Here is an 18,395-nt window from a genome sequence, read left to right as displayed (position 1 = left end):
GCCTTTTTAATCCAACTGTCCATGAGCCTCTGCCACAACAGCTTCTACAGATACCTTCAGGCTGTCGGTAACCCCGGTACCTTCCGGATGTTTTTTCAGATGAAGAAGATATTCGATATTTCCTTCCGGTCCTTTAATTGGCGAAAAAGAAAGATGACATGGCTCCATAAAAATACTCATGGCATAATCGCGCACTTTTTCGATCACTTCCTGATGAACAGCAGGATCTCTTACAACCCCCTTCTTTCCGACTTTCTCTCTCCCCGCCTCAAACTGCGGCTTGATCAGACATACGATCTCACCCTCATCTGTAAGGAGATTTCTTACAGGAAGCAGTACTTTTGTAAGAGAAATAAAGGACACATCAATTGATGAAAAATCTGCCGGTTCTCCCAAATCCTCCGGTACCACATAGCGGATATTGGTTTTCTCCATACAGACTACACGCGGATCGTTACGAAGCTTCCAGTCAAGCTGTCCATATCCTACATCAATGGAATAAACTTTTACTGCCCCGTTCTGTAACATACAATCTGTAAACCCTCCGGTGGACGCACCTACATCCATACAGATCTTACTATCCAATGTGACATCAAAGTTTTTCATAGCTTTTTCAAGTTTCAGCCCACCGCGGCTTACATACGGAAGAGTGTTTCCTCTGACCTCAATCTTTACAGTCTCCGGGAACATGGTTCCCGCCTTATCTTCTTTCTGACCATCAACATATACATCGCCTGCCATGATGAATGCCTTTGCTTTCTCGCGGGATGGTGCAAGGGCACGTTCCATCATAAGCATATCCAAACGTTTCTTCATTGCTCTCTTAATTCCTCACTATCTTCTATTGCCTGTCTGATGTCTTCCACTCCAAGTCCAATCCGGCTGCGCAGGCTTTCTACATTTCCCTGGGGTACGAAACGATCCCAGACAGCTGCCGACAACACTCTTATTTCCGGATGACAGGCTTCCATATAAGCAGACACATGCTCTCCGTATCCGCCGCTTTTCACATTCTCTTCTACTGTCACAAACAGACTGTGATCCTTTGCCAGTTCATCAAGAAGATCCACATCCAGTGGTTTCACAAATCTGGCATTTACAAAAGTAGGATCATAGCCGTCATCTTTCAGTCCTTTACAGATTTCCATGCAGGACGGGATCATACTTCCCACTCCCAGCACAGCGATTTTTTTTCCTTTGCGGATAATCTCACTTCTGCCATATTCCACAGGTGCCTGATATTCCCGAAGCCCCTGATGCGCACTGCCTCTCGGATAGCGGATTGCAATCGGTCCGTCAAAGCTTACCGCAAATGCAAGCATCTCTTCCAGTTCTCTGTCATTCTTCGGTGCCAGAACAGTCATATTCGGCATCATGGACAAATAAGACAGATCAAAGCAGCCCTGATGCGTCTCCCCGTCTGCGCCTACAAGCCCTGCCCTGTCAACAGCAAAAATCACATGAAGCTTCTGCATACATACATCATGCAGGATCTGATCTACAGCACGCTGCAGAAAAGATGAATAGATGGCAACAACAGGAACCAGGCCGCCAAGAGCCAGACCCGCCGCAAAACTCACCGCATGTTCCTCTGCGATTCCCACATCAAAAAATCTGTCCGGAAATCTCCTGGAAAATTCCACAAGTCCGGTTCCATCCGGCATGGCTGCGGTAATAGCTGTCAGTTTTTTATTTTTCTCACCAAGAGAGACCAGTGCTTTGGAAAAAACATCTGTATAACCCGGCACTGTTTTCTTCTGAAGTACCCGGCCTGTTTTAATATCAAAAGGACCTGTTCCATGAAACCTGTCCGGATGGGCACTTGCAGGTTCGTATCCTCTGCCTTTCTTTGTCAGGACATGAACAACTACCGGTCCCTCTACCCGTTTTGCTTCATTAAAGAGTTTCATCATCTGACGCATATTATGACCATCAACAGGTCCCAGATATGTCAGTCCCATATTTTCAAACAGCATTCCCGGAATAAAAAGCTGCTTGACACTGCTTTTGGTTTTTCTCATAGTATCTACCAGAGCAGTCCCTACCTTCGGAACCTTCTTCAGTGCCTTTGTCACACCCATCTTCATTCCTGTATAAGCTTCTGCAGTTCTCAGTGCACTCAGATAAGTGGACATGCCTCCTACATTTCTGGAAATGGACATATTATTGTCATTTATGATAATAATAAAATTTGTCTTTAACTCTGCAGCATTATTTAATGCCTCATACGCCATTCCTCCGGTGAGAGCACCATCTCCTATCACAGAAACCACATGATGCTTCTGTCCCAGAATATCTCTGGCATGCACATATCCCAGTCCTGCCGAAATTGAATTGGAACTGTGTCCTGCATCATATGCATCACAGGGGCTCTCACTTCTCTTAGGAAAACCGCTTAATCCACCTTCCTGTCGCAGATTCTTAAATTCATCTTTTCTTCCGGTAAGAATCTTATGTGTATATGCCTGATGTCCTACATCCCAGATTAGTTTGTCTTCCGGAAAATCCAGCACATTATGAAGAGCCAGAGTCAGTTCCACTACTCCCAGATTTGAAGCAAGATGTCCGCCTGTCTGACTTACTGACCGGATTAAAAAGTCCCTGATCTCCGCTGCCAGAGGCTCGAAATCTTCCAATGGTATCTTATGGATATCATTGGGTTTCTTAATCTTTTCCAGAATCATTTGTATCCTTCCTTTATTTTCTGCGGTTTATTAATTTTTCAATTAACAAATACAGAAACTCGTTATTTTTATTCAGACTCTTCAGCAGATCGATAGCCTTTTCTGAGAGTTCTTCCACCTGTTCAGCAGCCTTCTCTGTTCCAAAAAGAGTCACATAAGTAACTTTATTATTCTTCTCATCACTGTGTACAGGTTTTCCCAGTTCTTCTGCAGTGCTGGTCACATCCAGAATATCATCCTGAATCTGGAAAGCCAGTCCTATATTTCCGGCAGCTTTCTCCACTGCAGATACTTCCTGCTCATTTGCTCCTGCAAGAATTGCGCCTGTCATCATGGAGGCTTCGATCAATGCTGACGTCTTATTTCTGTAAATATAGTCAAGCATCTCTTTTTCAAGGGGCTTTCCGTCATTTTCCACATCAACACTTTGTCCTCCAAGCATTCCATGAATGCCTGTTTTCTGTGAGACCACTCTCAACGCATGGATTACCCGATCCTGCTCTTTTGTCAGGGCAAATGCCTGAAACATGGTTTCGTATGCGTAATTAAGCAGCGCAACACCGCTTAACACTCCCATGGCTTCCCCATATACCTTATGTGTAGTCAGTCTGCCGCGCCTGTAATCATCATCATCAAGTGCAGGAAGATCGTCATGAATCAGGGAATGAGTATGGATCATCTCCATTCCTGCCATAAACGGTTTTACAACTTCTTCCTTACCATCAAACAGGCAATATGTCTCCCGGATCAACATTGGCCGAAGGCGCTTGCCTCCTGCCAGCATACTGTAATTCATAGCCTGAGCCATTGTTCCGGCGAATCCCGCCTCTGCAGGCAGAAAGCTTCTGATCACTTTCTCTGTTTCTTCCGTTCTCTTTGCTAATTCATCTTGAAAATTCACTAAATGTACCATCCTCATTAAGCTGCAGCATTTTCTTCTCCACTGTATCCAGCTTCCCGCTGCAAAGTTTCAAAAGTTCCATGCCCTGTCTGTACAGTATAAAAGAGTCCTCCAGCGATGTGTCTCTGTTTTCCAGTTTTTCAGCCAGCAGATCCAGTTCTGCAAACATCTCTTCCAGAGATTTCTCCTCCTGTAACTGCTCACAGTTTTCTTTCTTCGCCATAGATTCTCTCCTCCTTCACCGTACCTGTAACATCTGCTTCTATCGTACCGTCTGTCACAGATATATAAATGGTATCCCCATTTTGTACCTGTTCTACACTTGTCAATGTCTTTTTATATTTATCTGCCACATAAGAATATCCCTGATTCAGTTTCTTTAAAGGGGAAAGTCCTGCAAAACGTTCCAGATAAACAGACAATCTGTGTCTCTCATCCTGAAGTTTCCTGTTCATTCCATTTTGTACAGCATTCTCCAGATCTGCCAGACGCTGTCTCTGCTCCCGCAGCCTGTTCTCCGGACTCAGATAAGCAAATTTTGTCTGAAAATGCTCCAGTCTGCTGCGGTACAGATCCATTTTACCACTCATTGCACGATATAACCGCTGCCTGTAAATACTTACTGCTTCAATCACACTTCTGTAATCATCCACCGCAAGCTCTGCCGCAGCAGAAGGAGTAGGAGCTCGCAGATCAGCAACGAAATCAGCAATTGTAAAATCCGTTTCATGACCTACTGCGGAAATAATAGGTGTACTGCACTCAAAAATAGCTCTGGCCACGATTTCTTCATTAAACGCCCAGAGATCTTCAATAGAGCCGCCTCCTCTTCCCACAATGATCACATCCACATCTGTCTTATCAAGCATCTGTATTCCTTTTACAATACTTTCTGCCGCACCCGCCCCCTGTACAAGAGCCGGATATAAAATAATCTGTAAATAGGGATTTCTTCGATAGGAAATATTGCGGATATCCTGAACAGCCGCACCTGTCGGTGCAGTTACCACACCCAGACGTCTGATAAATCTCGGAATGGGCTGTTTGTACTCCTGTGCAAACATTCCCATATCTTCCAGTTCCTGCTTCAATGCAAGATATCTCTCATACAGAGTTCCTGCACCTTCCAGGGTAATCTCCTTTGCATACATCTGATAGCGGCCGTCGCGTTCATATACATCCACACTCCCGCCAACGATCACCTTATCGCCATTTTTCATGGCAAATGCAAGTCCCCGTCTGTGTCCGGCAAACATCACACAATTCAATGTTCCTGTCTCATCTTTCAGGGAAAAATAGATGTGTCCGCTTGTATGATATTTACAATTGGACACCTCGCCTTTTACATAAATCTTCTGCAGTAAATAATCCTGGGTAAACATATTTTTGATATAACGGTTTACCTGACCTACAGAATATGTGTTTTTCATTCTGATTTTTCTTCGCTTTCACTGTTGGCAATCTTGCCAAGGATACCGTTTACAAAGGAACCGGAAGTCTCACCGCCAAAACGTTTGGCAAGCTCTACCGCCTCATTGATAGCTACACCTGTAGGTACATCTTTGTCATATTTCAGTTCATACACTGCCAGACGCAGGGCAGTCAGGTCAACGCGGCTCATTCTCTTTGTCTTCCAGCCATTGCTTGTCTCATTTAACAGTGCATCGATCTCGTCTAATTTTTCAAGTACATGGCGGTATTTCCGGCTCATATACTCCTGATCTTTCTCTGAAAGTTCCTCCAGAGTATCAAAATAAAGTGAAAGCTGCTCACTCATCTCTTCCTCTGAATTAAATTCTGTCATGAACAGTAATTTAAAAATATGTTCTCTCTGCTCTCTTCTTCGCATAATTTTTGCTGTATAAACAGCTTTCCTTTCTAAATATCTCTTAAGTACACAAAAAAGGAAAGGGTTACTTTCCTTTTTCGTTCTCCATATCTACACTGGCAATATGAATATTAACATCTGCAACCTCAAGACCTGTCATATTCTCTATGGATGATTTTACTTTCTCCTGAACTTTCTTACTTGTCTCAAGAATGTTCTTACCATATTCGATATTCAGGTTCAGGTCTACTGTTACAACTCCTTCGAGTACAGTAACCTTAACACCTCTGGAAAGATTCTTCATTCCAAGTTTGCTTACCAGTTCGTTTGTGATATTGCCTGCCATGGAAGCAACTCCGTTTACTTCCGTAGCAGCAAGTCCGGCAATGATAGCGACCACTTCATCTGCAATCTGGACCTCACCAATGCCTCCTAAATCCTGTATTTTATATGTTATTCTTTTCTCTGCCATCTGAAAACCTCCTGAGGGATTCTTTAATCTTTGTTCATTATACCAAATCGACAGATAAATGAAAAGGGTTATTTACTGAATTCCGTTAATATTAAGCCAGGATTTCTGTCCTCTGTCATACCCACACTCCAGGAATTTACAAAGAGGAGCAGCGGATTTCCCTTAAGATCAGTAACTTTTTTCATATCAGAGGTTCCAATGATCTTATCCACTTTTACTTCTTCTTTATTTGCAATCCAGCGAATATGTTCATATGGAAGTGTTTCCAGACGGATATCTACATTATATTCATTTTCCAGACGATATTTCAGAACATCAAACTGCAGGACACCTACAACACCTACAATAATTTCTTCCATACCGGTATTAAACTCCTGAAAAATCTGAATAGCACCTTCCTGCGCGATCTGATTGATACCTTTAACAAACTGTTTTCTCTTCATAGTATCAATCTGACGGACTCTCGCAAAATGTTCCGGTGCAAATGTAGGAATACCTTCGAATGCAAACTTTTTACCGGGTGCACAGATTGTATCTCCGATGGAAAAGATACCCGGGTCAAAAACACCGATAATATCTCCGGCATATGCCTCATCTACCACATGGCGGGATTCTGCCATCATCTGCTGCGGCTGAAGCAGACGCATCTTTTTATCACCCTGCACATGATATACTTCCTGGGAAGCGTCAAATTTACCGGAACAGATTCTCATAAATGCGATTCTGTCTCTGTGTGCCTTGTTCATGTTTGCCTGGATTTTAAATACAAACGCTGAGAAATCATCATCCATGGGGTCAATTTCCCCAATATCAGACACTCTCGGAAGCGGTGATGTTGTCATCTTCAGGAAATGTTCCAGAAATGTTTCCACACCGAAGTTTGTCAGCGCAGATCCGAAGAATACAGGTGTCAGCTTACCTTTGCTTACCAGCTCCTGGTCAAAATCTGCACTTGCGCCGTCCAGAAGCTCAATCTCATCCAGAAGCTGTGCTTTCTGCTCCGGATCCATAATCTCATCTGCCCGGCTGTCACTTAACGGGATTTCCTCGATCACACCTTCTTTGGTACCTTTCTGTGTATCAGAAAAGGTAAGTATTTTCTCTGTATTACGGTCATAAACACCGCGGAATTTCTTACCGGAACCGATTGGCCAGTTGATCGGGCAGGTTGCGATGCCAAGTTCTTTCTCAATCTCATCAAGAAGGTCAAATGTGTCGTTTGCATCGCGGTCCATCTTATTGATAAATGTAAAAATCGGGATATGGCGCATTACGCAGACCTTGAACAGTTTTCTGGTCTGTGCCTCCACACCCTTGGAACCGTCGATTACCATGACTGCAGAATCTGCTGCCATCAGTGTACGGTAAGTATCCTCCGAGAAATCCTGATGTCCCGGTGTATCCAGAATATTAATGCAGTAACCATCATAATGAAACTGCAGAACAGAGGAAGTAACGGAAATACCTCTCTCTTTTTCGATCTCCATCCAGTCTGACACTGCATGGCGGGCTGTTGCCTTACCTTTAACACTTCCGGCAAGATTGATTGCTCCGCCATACAGCAGGAATTTCTCAGTCAGTGTAGTTTTACCTGCATCCGGATGGGAAATAATGGCAAATGTTCTTCTTTTTTCTATTTCATTCGTATACTTAGACACGTTCAGCCTCCTGTTGCGCTTTTTTATAATTGTTTGCATAAAACACCGGCAACAGCCGGTATCAGTTACGTTTTCTATTTTTTTACAGCATTCCTATTCTAGTATATGCACCTCTTTTCTGTCAAGATATATGTTCGCATATTCATATCAAAATATCAGTCATAAATATCAGTTGTATCGATTGCGGTATCCTCATATGGCTGTGCTGATGTTTCGCTGTCTTCCTCATACGAAGTATCTGCTGATGTTTCATCTGTCTGTGTTGTATCTTCTGCATCTTCACTCTCCTTCAGTGGGGTGATCACAATATTTTCTGGCGCAATTCCTGTTTTCCTTTTTACAATATCTTCAATCTGTGCTCTCTGTGCATCAGAAAGTTCTGCTTCAGGGATCACAACATCCGCAGTTTCTCCGGTAAGATTTACAACTACATTCTTAAAGCCCTTCGCCTCCAGCAAAAGCTCTGCTGCCGCTTCTTTTTCTGAAAGGTCTGTCATCGAGACCATCGTATGTATTGCCTCCTGCTTCTCTTCATCATCAATTTCTTCATTATTGATAATGTCCTGCAGATCTGCCTTGTTCTGTGAGCGCACCTGTTCTCTGCTGATCTTTGCCTGTGCAGCAAATCCTGTAGAACCCGTAAACACAGCCTCCCCGGGAGTATCCGTTTCCTGACTGTCTGTAAGACTGTTATCAGTCAGACCTCCATCTGCCTGATTTTCATCCAGAAGAGCAGTTTCATCTGTAAGATCATATCCTGCATCTTCAAGGATACTGCTGCTGTCCGTACTTGCCTCCTTATCCCTGAATCCAAGATCTACATCCGCAAAGTTCAGATATCCTGCCACTGCAATCAGAATTGCCAGCGATGTAATAATGACCTGATTTTTTCCGATGACTTTTTTCACATTTATCTCCTCATTTCATTTTCATTATTCTAATTCTATGAGCATCCACCTGAAATAATGCCATGACCGCCTCCTGAATATTTTGGACCACTACAGGATTTCCTCCACCTTCCGCAGAAATCAGAACACCGGTCACCTGTATGGTTTCTGAATTATAGAAGCTCTGCCTGTCTTTCTTCTCATCTGTCATCAGGATAACCTGTACCTTTCCCACCCCTTCCGTATTTTCAAGAAATGCTTCAAGTTTCTCTTCCAGAACACTTTTTTGCATATCTTCACTCTGCTCTCCTGCCGTATTTTTCTTTTGCTGCTTACTGGATACAGGCATCGCCGCTACTGCCAGAAGTACTCCGATGAGCAACAGGATTCCCCATTTTGCCGGATTCATTTCGGACAATCTGGATACAAATTCTGTTTTCTTTAAGTCCCCACTCTTCCACCAGCGCATCTTTAAGCTCCTTTCTCTCCTCCTGAGAAATTTCTGTCTTCAGTACAAGGTTTGCCTGCGTCTCCTCCCCTTCTATATTTACTTTCACCTTATATACTTCTATGCCTCTTTTTTCCAGAGTTTCCCGGATTTTCTGTTCCAGTTCCAGTTCGTAACCTTTTTCCAGATAGACTTTCTGAATATTCTGAAATTCCCGGAGTTCTTTCTCTCTGTTTTCTTCAGAAAAATTATCCAGAAAACTTTCCGTCAGTTCCGAACCTTTTCCAAGAATGGAAAATATCGGGGTACTCATCATAAAAATCAGCAGCAGGCCCATAAAAAAGCGTACATATTTCTCATACTTCTGGTCAGGTATCAGATTCAGAACCGCAGTGAAAAAGATATAAAATACTGCCAGATTCCGAATCCATAAATACAGCTCTTCTTTCATATGTTTCCTCCGGCAATCTTTCTGTCAGTTCATCAGGATACAGAAACTACAACTATCAGGAATGTCAGCATGCAAAGTACTTCTGCTGTCAGCAAAAGCTTTAAAAGCATTGCACATCCCTCCCCCATTGTACTCAGGGCTCCCACAACTCTTTTGTCAGAAATTGGCTGTGCAATCGCAGCCAGAAAACGATAAACCAGAGAAAGACTTCCATAATGGATAATCGGTCCTGCTCCAATCAGCAACAGAAGGATCACGATTACTGCGCCAAAACTGTTTCGCACCATCACTGCACTGGTCAGCACTAATTCTGTTACAGCGGTCACTGCATTTCCAATGCCGGGAATCGCACTCGCTGCCTTGCCAACAGCAGAACGCTTCATGGCATCCATCACCGGGCTCACCATATTCCGCACAATCTGCAGACCAACAATAGCTCCCAGAAGAGTTTTCAACCCCCAGTTTACAGCTACATCCAAAAGTTCTGCCATTTTTGTAAGCATCTCCTCTTTTGACAAATAATTAACCATTTTCAGAAGCAAACTCAGGTTTACAGCAGGCAGAAACAGATTTGCAAGAAGCCACTGAACCGCCCAGATCATCAGCAAAATTCCTTCATAAAATGCAGCAGCTGTTGATGATCCGGTTGATGCAGCCACTGTCATAAAATAAGCCGGAGACAGAACTTTCATGAAATCCGTCAGTCCAAGAAGCCAGTTTGTAAGCGTACTTCCAAGCCTTGAGAAATTCTCCATAAGCATTGTAAACAGCGCAAGATAGACAATATAAAAGCTGATACTGCCAACCTGTCCGTTTCCGAAAACATCAGCAAACTCCGCCAGCACCGCTGCAATAAAAATCACAAGTAAAAGTTTCAGTATTAATCCTTTTTCATTCTCTATATCCGAAAAAAAGAGACTATACAAAAAGCTCCGTACAGTCTCTTTTGAAACAGGATCCTCCCCGTTTATGATATTCATCAGTGCTTCTCTGACAGAAAAAACATGGTCATCCATAATCTCATCCAACATTTTCTGCACATCATCAATCTGTATCTCTTCCATTAGATTCTCCTGCAGGATCTGTACTGAAGAATCTTCTTTCTGTTCTGTCTGCGCAGCGGCATATACGGATACTATATGATTCTGAAAGAATGTAAGATATGACACTCTTCCCACCAAAAGTATACATGCCAGTATACACCAGTAACCTTTCCACAGATCTGCCTGTTCCCTGATACTTCTCTCTTTATCCTGCCTCATATCATAAACTCCGAAATCGTATCCAGAATTGCCAGTAGTACCGGCATACTCAGAACCATCACAGACAGTTTACAGAACAGGTCAATCTGTGTTCCGATCATCTGATATCCGGCATCTTTGCAGATTGCAGATGAAAACTGTCCGATATATGTAATCCCGATAATCTTAACCAGAACTGTGAGATAACTGCTGTCTATGGGGAAGCTTTCTCTCAGCCTGTTCATGGTTTCAAACAGATAAGAAACTTTTCCTGCTGCAAGACCAAGAATCAGAAAACCCGTCATCATGGTCACAAGTACAGCAAATTCCGGTCTGGTTTCTTTTAGAATAAAACCAAGCATCATTCCGCAGATACCCATGATTGAAACTTTCACAATATCCATGCCATTCAAACCTCTTTCTGTTCTGTCAACTGCCATAACAGTTGATTTGAAATCACAGCACAAACAACTGCTGAATACTTTCAAACAGTTCATAAATATATGGAACAATCCAGAACAGCACCATCAGAAGCCCCGCCAGGCTTACCAGAAATGCCTGTTCATCCCTTCCACTGTGTTTTAGGATCTGGCAGAGAACAGAAACCAGAATCCCTACTGCAGCGATTTTAAAAATAAGACTTACCTCCACAGTCTCTCCTTTCCGGCTTCTGCTGCCAAATATAGCAAAACAGTAATCTACACAGTAAAGAAACAGATTATAAATACATGCTCACCAAAAAAACACAGCCACAAATATTCCGCCCAGTATTCCCATACTGCGGTATAATTTTCTTTTTTCACAAAAATCTTTCCTGAGTTCCCTGATCGCATATTCTGTTTCCTTTTCCATCAGATCCATCTGTTTTAGCTGCATATCCAGTCCAAGATAACCAAGCTGATCTCCCAGTGAATAAAATCTGTCTCTCTCTTCCTGCAAAAGACAATCCAGATCCAGACACTTTCCGGCCGATTCTCTGAAGATTGTCCCAAAGGAATCCCCTGTTTTTTCTTTCATTTTCTGTGCCGTAAGTATAAAAAATTCTCTGTACTTCCCTTCCAGTTTCCCGGAAGCACCTGTAAAGGCATCGTACAGAGATTTATTTCCATAACGTATTTCTCCTCTTAGGAGGATGATCATCCGTAAGATCATTTCCATCATCTTTTTGCGTCTGCCAAGTTCATTGCTCATGGCAAAACCGCAACCGACACCGGAAATTACAATTACACACAATCCTACTGTTCTAAGCATACTTTTCCATTTTCATCTAATACAGCTTTCAGACATCCTGCCTGATCATTTTTGTCCAGGATAATATAACGTTCAAATACTTTCTCGCCCATAAGCTTATAAAAGAATGGCTGATCCAGAACATCCTCCAGACAGCTTCCATGTGCAGTCGCAATCAGCTTACATCCACAATGGATCACTGAGTCAACTGCCTTGAAATCCTCTTCACAGCCTAACTCGTCCACTGCAACCACATCCGGTGACATGGAACGGACCAGCATCTGCATACCTTCTGATTTCGGACAGCAGTCCAGCACATCTGTACGCATTCCCAGATCATTCTGAGGAATTCCCTGATAACAGCCTGCCAGCTCACTTCTCTCGTCCACCACACCTATTGTCAGACCCTGGGTATTGGCCCATCCATTACTGAGCTGCCTGATAATATCTCTGAGCAGCGTAGTCTTTCCACACCTTGGCGGTGAAATGATCAATGTATTTGCAACCCATTTCTCTGTACGGATATAAGGCATCACCTTATCCGCACATCCCTGAATCTCATGTGCCAGACGGACATTGATGCAGGAAATATATTTCATTCCCATGATCCTGCCCCGATCCAACACTACCTTTCCGGTCACACCTACTCTGTGACCACCCTGAACACTGATAAATCCCTGTCTGATCTCATCCTCATAAGCATACAGGGAATATCCTGTGACATATTCCAGTGTTTCTTTCAGATCTTCCGTTGTCACCAGATACTGTTCCTGACCCGGTTTTCGCAGAAAACACTCTCCTCCGTCATAAGTTAAAAACAACGGGCGCCCTACACGAAGGCGTATCTCATATAATTTATCATAATCCAGCTTCGCATCCATTAAAAGATTCCGGATATTTCCGGCAAACAGGTTTTCAATCTGCTGCGCTTCTATATGTCTCACCTCTTTACACTTAATATATGTGGACAAACCGATTTTAGTACTCTTCCTGATAAGACTCTTCCATTTTTATCAGATTCAGCTTCAGAACCCGGTCTACCACATTTCCTGCATACCCCCTGTACGCATAAGCTCCTGATTCAAAGAGTACGTAAAGTTCATCCCCTTCTACAACAATCTGCTCGATCATCTCAGGCATTCTGTATGATCTTGCAGAATTTTCATTGACATACAGACGTTTATCCGACTGTTCATAAAAAACAATCCTGGATGGCAGAATACCAAAAGAATGAGACAACAACAGCTTATCGTTATAAAAAGCCATTCCCTGTGCCTGTTCTGATATTGTAGAATAATCCAGCGGAACCGCCATTTCAAACATCATGCCAAGTTCCTCATTAAAAGTATTCACCAGATCACCTTTTGAATCCACCGCATATCTCGCGATGGTGCTCTCTGTATATTTGTTAAAACATCCTACATACAGGCACCCCTTATAGAAAGTCATAAAAGAATCTCTCACGATTCCATAAAGACTACATGTCTGATTTACCTGCACAGGCATATGGTTATCCGCATAATTATAGTCACGCAGCACATCCATCTTAATGCTGATCGCCTGTGCGATTCCATTGGTATTTGAAGAATACCACAGCATATCATGTTCCTGATCATAGGCAAGCCCGCCTACATGAGGCAGACCTGGCAGGACTACCTCTTTGATAAATCTGTGAGTTTCTTTGTTGATCACATAAATAACAGAGTTATGTTTTTCCGTATGGCAATAGGCACTTACAAGTACATACTCATCGGTCACTGCAAGTCCCTGAGGAGTCATGGAAGTACATACCGCCTGTTTTGTACCCTCTGCATTCAGGAATGTTCTTGTATATCTCAGTCCGGGAATAATATAAGTTCCGTACTCTTTTTCTTTTTTTCTGCCCTCAAAGGCAAAGGTATTTAACTCCTCCTGCTGCGACAGCATCTGTATCTGTCCGCGTAATGAATACACTGCAGCATCCTGGTTGGTTACCGGATATTTTGCAGGAGGTTCCGTCTTACCCCTGTATACGAAAGCATATCCCCAGAAAGCCAGTCCAAGTGCCAGTACTGCTACAAGAATCTTCACTGCCAGTCTCCGGATTTCTTTCTTCGTTTGTCTGTTCATGTCTTACCCAAGTATGATGTCTTCATATTTCCAGTTGATTTCCATGGGATTCATTGCCCATACTGCTCCACTGTAACCGTCTTCCATATCAAGCAGCATATGACTGCCTTCATCCATGGATATAGTCCTCATGTCTCTGGAAAGCCCCTCACCGGTCCATTTGATATAAGCTTCCCTCAGTACCCACTGTTCAAAAAATTTCTTTTCCACATTTATATCTGAGAGAATTTCGAGATACTGTTCCCGGGGTACCATACGTCTGAGCATTCTTTCATAATTGACTCTGCAATGAATCTGCACATCAATTCCAACCTCCTGATCAGCCAGAATACATACCACATATTTTCCGGAATGACTGATATTATAATGCAGGGACGGACGATAGGAAAGGAATGGTTTTCCATGTTCTCCCTCTGCTCTGGGTTCATTGTACAGATTGATTCCATATTCTTTTTTCAGTGCGATTTCCAGAAGTTTCTCTGCGATCATATGCTCCATATGTGCGCCTTCATATTCTTCCCGTATTTTTGTACAGTAAATAATTCCTTTATTCATAGGCCTGTCTCCTCAAGAAACCGGGAAGGCTCCCGTTCCTTCTCATACTGGCGTTTCACATAGGCAAGCACCAGCTTCTTTTTCGCCCTGGTCATCCCTACATAAAACAATCTTCGTTCTTCTTCCACTGCTTCTGCCAAAACCGCCTTGCGATATGGAATGCTTCCTTCATTAACATTCAGAATATACACAATATCATATTCCAGACCTTTTACCGCATGGAGTGTGGATATAGTCACTCCTTCTTTTTTATCCTGCTGTTTCCTTGCCTGTTCATTCAGGCGCTTCGTATATTCTTCTATGTAAGCCTGCCACTTCGCCAGGGTTTTCATGCCTTTTGCACTCTCATGGATCCGGTCCAGGGTCTCAAGCAGTTCCTCTGGTTTTATTTTACGATACTGTGCATATTCACGCAAGTATTCTTCGAATCCCATTCCTTTTCTGATAAAATTAATCGCAGCAAAAGGGGAAAGAGTACCAAGAATCCTCAGATGCGTTTCCAGTGTGGTAATCCTGTCGCACATCCAGTCCTTGTCTTTATAATATTCCCGAAGTTCATTAAAATTAATCTGCGAACTGTTCAACGCTTCTCTGGAAATATAGCGATTTGGCCGGTTCATAATCTCCAGAAAATTCTTCCTGCTCCTGTCTCCTGCTGCCATTTCAAGATAAGCCAGAAGCGCCCGGCAGATCCAGTGGCGGAAAAGATTGGGAAGCTGTTCTTTCATTGTAAAAGGAACCTGATATTCCATCAGCACATTGATCAGACCTTCCGATTCCTGATTTGTACGAAGCAGGATTGCCGTATTCAGCAGATCCTCGCCGCGCTCCATTCTTTTTTTCAGTGCTGCCACCACGCACATATACTCTTCTCTTGGATTATCAAATTCCTTGCACGTCACAGGCATCCCTTCTTCATTTGGAGTATCCAGCTGCTTTTTGAAACGTCTGGTATTACATCCGATCACTTCCATGGCTGTACGCAGGATATTCTTACTGCACCGGTAATTCACATTCAGAAGGACTGTCTCTGCCTTCGGATAATCCTTTGTAAAATTTAACATAATCTCTGGTCTTGCGCCCCGGAAATGATAGATGGACTGGTCATCATCTCCTACAATAAACAGGTTATTGACAGGTGCCGCCAGCATCTGCAAAATCTTGTATTGTAAGCTGTTGATATCCTGAAACTCATCCACCAGAATGTAGACAAATTTTCTTCTCCATGCATTCAGGATATCCTGTCTCTGAGAAAAAAGTTCATAACAACAGAGGATCATATCATCAAAATCCAGCTTGCGTTTCGCCTTCAGAGCCTGCTTATAGCCATGAAAAATGTCCCTGAATATCTCATCCGAGCAACAGGATGCATAATAATGCTCCGGAGAAATACAGTTCCCCTTTACAACACTGATTTCCCTGGCAACTTCTTCAATGAAATCTCCCTCCTGAGCCATTTCCTGTCCATATTTCTCAGTCATCTCACGTAGAATACTGAATTTCTCTTCCTCAGAAAGAATATTGGCCGCACTCAGATGATAGGCCGCTTTCAAAATCCCATAAAAAATTCCGTGGAAAGTTCCAAAAGTCACTTCGCTTCTGTTCTGTCCCACGAATTTCAAAAACCGTTCTTTCATCTCTGTTGCCGCTGCTCTGGAAAAAGTTACAACCAAAATAGAAGAAGCCGGTATCTTCCCCTCATTGATCATGTATGCAGTTCTCTCCACAATAACGGAAGTTTTCCCCGAGCCGGGACCTGCCAGGACCATCATAGGTCCTGACAGGTGAGTGATTGCCCGAAGTTGAGATGGATTTCTCTTCATATTTATTTGCTTAATTTCTCAATAGCTGCCTTTACTCGTTTGATTGTCTCGTCTTTACCGATGATCTCCATGATCTCAGTAGCACCGGCCGGCGTCATCTGCTTGCCGGAAACAGCAGTACGCAGAGGCCACATTACATATCCGTTCTTATAACCATGCTCTTTTACAAATGCACTTAATGTTTCAAATAACGGATCATTTGTATAATCTTCCTGTTCTTCCAGAACCGGAAGTACTTCTTTTAATACTGTAAGAGAAGTCTCTTCATTTGTCTTCATTTTCTTATGGCAGTACATGGCGGAATCATATTCCGGTACTTCCTCAAAGAAGTCAATCAGAGCCGGAATGTCAGGGAATGTTTCGATTCTGGTCTGTACCATTCCTGCAATCTTTTTGAAGTTGTAGTCTTTCTTCAGAACTTCTTTCATATACGGAAGTGCTCTCTCATAGAATTCATCCGCATCCATTTTCTTGATATACTCACCATTCATCCAACGAAGTTTCGCAATATCAAATACTGCCGGAGATTTATTGATATGATGATAATCAAATACCTGTACCAGTTCATCCAGTGTAAAGATCTCTCTGTTGTCAGAAGGACTCCATCCGAGAAGTGCCACATAGTTGATGATTGCTTCTGAAACAAATCCCTGATCAAGCAGGTCTTCATAAGAGGAATGTCCACAACGTTTGGAAAGCTTCTGGTGTGTCTCATCTGTGATCAGCGGACAATGTACATAAACCGGGATATCCCATCCGAAAGCTTCGTAGATACGGTTGTATTTCGGAGCTGAGGAAAGATACTCGTTACCTCTTACTACGTGTGTGATCTCCATTAAATGGTCATCGATTACGTTTGCAAAGTTATAAGTTGGGTATCCGTCAGATTTGATCAGGATCAGATCTTCCAGTTCCTCATTGTTTACTGTGATATCTCCGTAGATTACATCATGGAATGTTGTAGTTCCCTCTGTTGGCATATTGAAACGGATTACGTGTGGTTCTCCTGCATCAAGACGACGCTGTACTTCTTCTTTGGAAAGTTTAAGGCAGCGTTTGTCATAAATGGAAATCTCTTTTCCTGCCACAACACGTTTCATACCTTCCAGTTCTTCCTTCTTACAGAAACAGTAGTATGCATCACCCTGTTCTACTAACTGCTGTGCATATTTCAGATAGATTCCCTGTGCCTGACGCTCACTCTGAACATACGGTCCAAAGCCTTTGTCCTTGTCCGGACCTTCATCATGGAGAAGTCCTGTTTTTGCAAGTGTACGATAGATAATATCTACAGCGCCTTCTACGTAACGTTCCTGGTCTGTATCTTCAATACGGAGGATGAAATCTCCGCCTTCATGTTTTGTAATAAGGTATGCATATAATGCTGTTCTTAAATTTCCAACATGCATTCTGCCTGTAGGGCTTGGTGCAAATCTTGTTCTGATCTTGGTCATAACTTTTTTCACTCCTGAATTTTTTATATATTCAAAATCTGTAAAAAAAGACCCTGCTTAAAAGCAGCGCCTTTCTACTTTCGGGTTTATTATACGTCAGAGGCTTTCTTATTTCAAGTCGGGATGGAGGAAATTTTAAAAAAGTTTGTTATGGAAAGGGACGCATGGGAAGCAATTATGTTTGGGGGCTCAGTTTCGGAACCATTGTATTTCTAGGCATTCGGGAAGCCGCTAAAATCATGAGCCGCTCTCTCAAACTCGCTCCGTTGCAAACTCCGCTCAGACAGTGAAACGATCGGCTCATAACGCGGCTTCCCAAATACCAAGAACTACAATGAACCCTCAAATTCGCCCCCAAACATAATTGCTTCCCATGCTGACTATCGGCTATATAACATATTTAGTGTACAACAATAAAGAATATACCACTCCTGACTTTACAGAACAATTAGCTAAATAACATATCTGCTACACAACATAACTATAGTAACCCTAAGAAAGTGCATGACAACCTGCAACAAAACAGCGCAGAAAAATATTTTATTTGGAGTGCATTTGCAGGGGTCTTAGATATTCTTAGTTCTCAGAAATCTGCGTTATGAGCCGGCTGCATCACTGTCTGAGCGAAGTTTGCAACGGAGCGAGTTTGACAAG

At 42.8% G+C, this 18,395-nt stretch carries 20 protein-coding genes; all 20 read right to left on the bottom strand.

What is annotated here, in order from left to right; all coding sequences use genetic code 11:
• Positions 1 to 6 precede the first annotated feature (6 nt).
• The 20 genes from LI074_RS02990 to gltX all read right to left on the bottom strand — a co-directional run bounded on the left by LI074_RS02990 (position 7) and on the right by gltX (position 17,741).
• Positions 7 to 816 carry a TlyA family RNA methyltransferase gene (locus LI074_RS02990; protein WP_022381295.1) on the bottom strand — a complete coding sequence of 270 codons (810 nt, stop codon included), beginning with the start codon at positions 814 to 816 and terminating at the stop codon, positions 7 to 9.
• Positions 813 to 2,684 carry a 1-deoxy-D-xylulose-5-phosphate synthase gene (dxs, locus tag LI074_RS02985; RefSeq protein WP_022381296.1) on the bottom strand — a complete coding sequence of 624 codons (1,872 nt, stop codon included), beginning with the start codon at positions 2,682 to 2,684 and terminating at the stop codon, positions 813 to 815. Before dxs ends, LI074_RS02990 begins: the two co-directional genes overlap by 4 nt.
• Before the next feature lie 13 nt (positions 2,685 to 2,697).
• The gene (locus tag LI074_RS02980; protein WP_022381297.1) at positions 2,698 to 3,585 is read right to left on the bottom strand and encodes a polyprenyl synthetase family protein; all 888 of its coding nucleotides are present in this window, start codon (positions 3,583 to 3,585) and stop codon (positions 2,698 to 2,700) included.
• Positions 3,569 to 3,808 (bottom strand): exodeoxyribonuclease VII small subunit, encoded by a 240-nt coding sequence (xseB, locus tag LI074_RS02975; protein ID WP_008704094.1) that lies wholly within the window; start codon positions 3,806 to 3,808, stop codon positions 3,569 to 3,571. Before xseB ends, LI074_RS02980 begins: the two co-directional genes overlap by 17 nt.
• Positions 3,786 to 5,015, bottom strand: a complete 1,230-nt coding sequence (gene xseA, locus LI074_RS02970) for an exodeoxyribonuclease VII large subunit (protein ID WP_022381298.1) — start codon at positions 5,013 to 5,015, stop codon at positions 3,786 to 3,788. The genes xseB and xseA overlap by 23 nt, the downstream gene beginning before the upstream one ends.
• Entirely contained in the window at positions 5,012 to 5,434 is a 423-nt protein-coding gene (gene nusB / locus LI074_RS02965) for a transcription antitermination factor NusB (RefSeq protein ID WP_008704098.1), read from the bottom strand. The genes xseA and nusB overlap by 4 nt, the downstream gene beginning before the upstream one ends.
• A 64-nt stretch (positions 5,435 to 5,498) precedes the next feature.
• A complete protein-coding gene (locus LI074_RS02960; protein ID WP_008704100.1) occupies positions 5,499 to 5,885 on the bottom strand; it encodes an Asp23/Gls24 family envelope stress response protein in 387 nt (128 codons plus the stop codon).
• A gap of 68 nt (positions 5,886 to 5,953) precedes the next feature.
• Positions 5,954 to 7,543 carry a peptide chain release factor 3 gene (locus LI074_RS02955; RefSeq protein WP_008704101.1) on the bottom strand — a complete coding sequence of 530 codons (1,590 nt, stop codon included), beginning with the start codon at positions 7,541 to 7,543 and terminating at the stop codon, positions 5,954 to 5,956.
• 155 nt (positions 7,544 to 7,698) lie between these two features.
• Positions 7,699 to 8,451: a SpoIIIAH-like family protein gene (locus tag LI074_RS02950; RefSeq protein ID WP_020994069.1), complete on the bottom strand. Its 753-nt coding sequence runs from the start codon at positions 8,449 to 8,451 to the stop codon at positions 7,699 to 7,701.
• A gap of 10 nt (positions 8,452 to 8,461) precedes the next feature.
• A complete protein-coding gene (locus LI074_RS02945) occupies positions 8,462 to 8,722 on the bottom strand; it encodes a hypothetical protein (RefSeq protein WP_226839499.1) in 261 nt (86 codons plus the stop codon).
• A gap of 40 nt (positions 8,723 to 8,762) precedes the next feature.
• Positions 8,763 to 9,329 carry a stage III sporulation protein AF gene (locus LI074_RS02940; protein WP_008704104.1) on the bottom strand — a complete coding sequence of 189 codons (567 nt, stop codon included), beginning with the start codon at positions 9,327 to 9,329 and terminating at the stop codon, positions 8,763 to 8,765.
• Between the two features lie 32 nt (positions 9,330 to 9,361).
• Positions 9,362 to 10,591, bottom strand: coding sequence for a stage III sporulation protein AE (locus LI074_RS02935; protein ID WP_022380844.1), 1,230 nt, complete (start codon positions 10,589 to 10,591; stop codon positions 9,362 to 9,364).
• Positions 10,588 to 10,974 carry a SpoIIIAC/SpoIIIAD family protein gene (locus LI074_RS02930; RefSeq protein WP_022380845.1) on the bottom strand — a complete coding sequence of 129 codons (387 nt, stop codon included), beginning with the start codon at positions 10,972 to 10,974 and terminating at the stop codon, positions 10,588 to 10,590. The genes LI074_RS02935 and LI074_RS02930 overlap by 4 nt, the downstream gene beginning before the upstream one ends.
• A gap of 52 nt (positions 10,975 to 11,026) precedes the next feature.
• Positions 11,027 to 11,221 (bottom strand): stage III sporulation protein AC, encoded by a 195-nt coding sequence (spoIIIAC, locus tag LI074_RS02925; RefSeq protein WP_008704108.1) that lies wholly within the window; start codon positions 11,219 to 11,221, stop codon positions 11,027 to 11,029.
• Positions 11,222 to 11,302: 81 nt separating this feature from the next.
• A complete protein-coding gene (locus LI074_RS02920) occupies positions 11,303 to 11,821 on the bottom strand; it encodes a stage III sporulation protein AB (RefSeq protein ID WP_022380846.1) in 519 nt (172 codons plus the stop codon).
• Positions 11,806 to 12,744, bottom strand: coding sequence for a stage III sporulation protein AA (gene spoIIIAA / locus LI074_RS02915; protein WP_008704110.1), 939 nt, complete (start codon positions 12,742 to 12,744; stop codon positions 11,806 to 11,808). Before spoIIIAA ends, LI074_RS02920 begins: the two co-directional genes overlap by 16 nt.
• Positions 12,745 to 12,778: 34 nt before the next feature.
• Positions 12,779 to 13,909, bottom strand: a complete 1,131-nt coding sequence (locus LI074_RS02910) for a hypothetical protein (RefSeq protein WP_025577324.1) — start codon at positions 13,907 to 13,909, stop codon at positions 12,779 to 12,781.
• 3 nt (positions 13,910 to 13,912) lie between these two features.
• Positions 13,913 to 14,464 (bottom strand): 4'-phosphopantetheinyl transferase family protein, encoded by a 552-nt coding sequence (locus LI074_RS02905; RefSeq protein WP_022380848.1) that lies wholly within the window; start codon positions 14,462 to 14,464, stop codon positions 13,913 to 13,915.
• Positions 14,461 to 16,287, bottom strand: a complete 1,827-nt coding sequence (locus tag LI074_RS02900; protein ID WP_008704113.1) for an ATP-dependent helicase — start codon at positions 16,285 to 16,287, stop codon at positions 14,461 to 14,463. The genes LI074_RS02905 and LI074_RS02900 overlap by 4 nt, the downstream gene beginning before the upstream one ends.
• A gap of 2 nt (positions 16,288 to 16,289) precedes the next feature.
• Positions 16,290 to 17,741: a glutamate--tRNA ligase gene (gltX, locus tag LI074_RS02895; protein WP_022380849.1), complete on the bottom strand. Its 1,452-nt coding sequence runs from the start codon at positions 17,739 to 17,741 to the stop codon at positions 16,290 to 16,292.
• Positions 17,742 to 18,395 lie beyond the last annotated feature (654 nt).

The organism is Blautia sp. MSK18_10, assembly GCF_020553185.1.
Lineage (GTDB): Bacteria > Bacillota > Clostridia > Lachnospirales > Lachnospiraceae > Blautia_A > Blautia_A wexlerae.
Note: the sequence above shows the minus strand (reverse complement) of the source record. Positions and strands in the feature narration are given on the sequence as shown.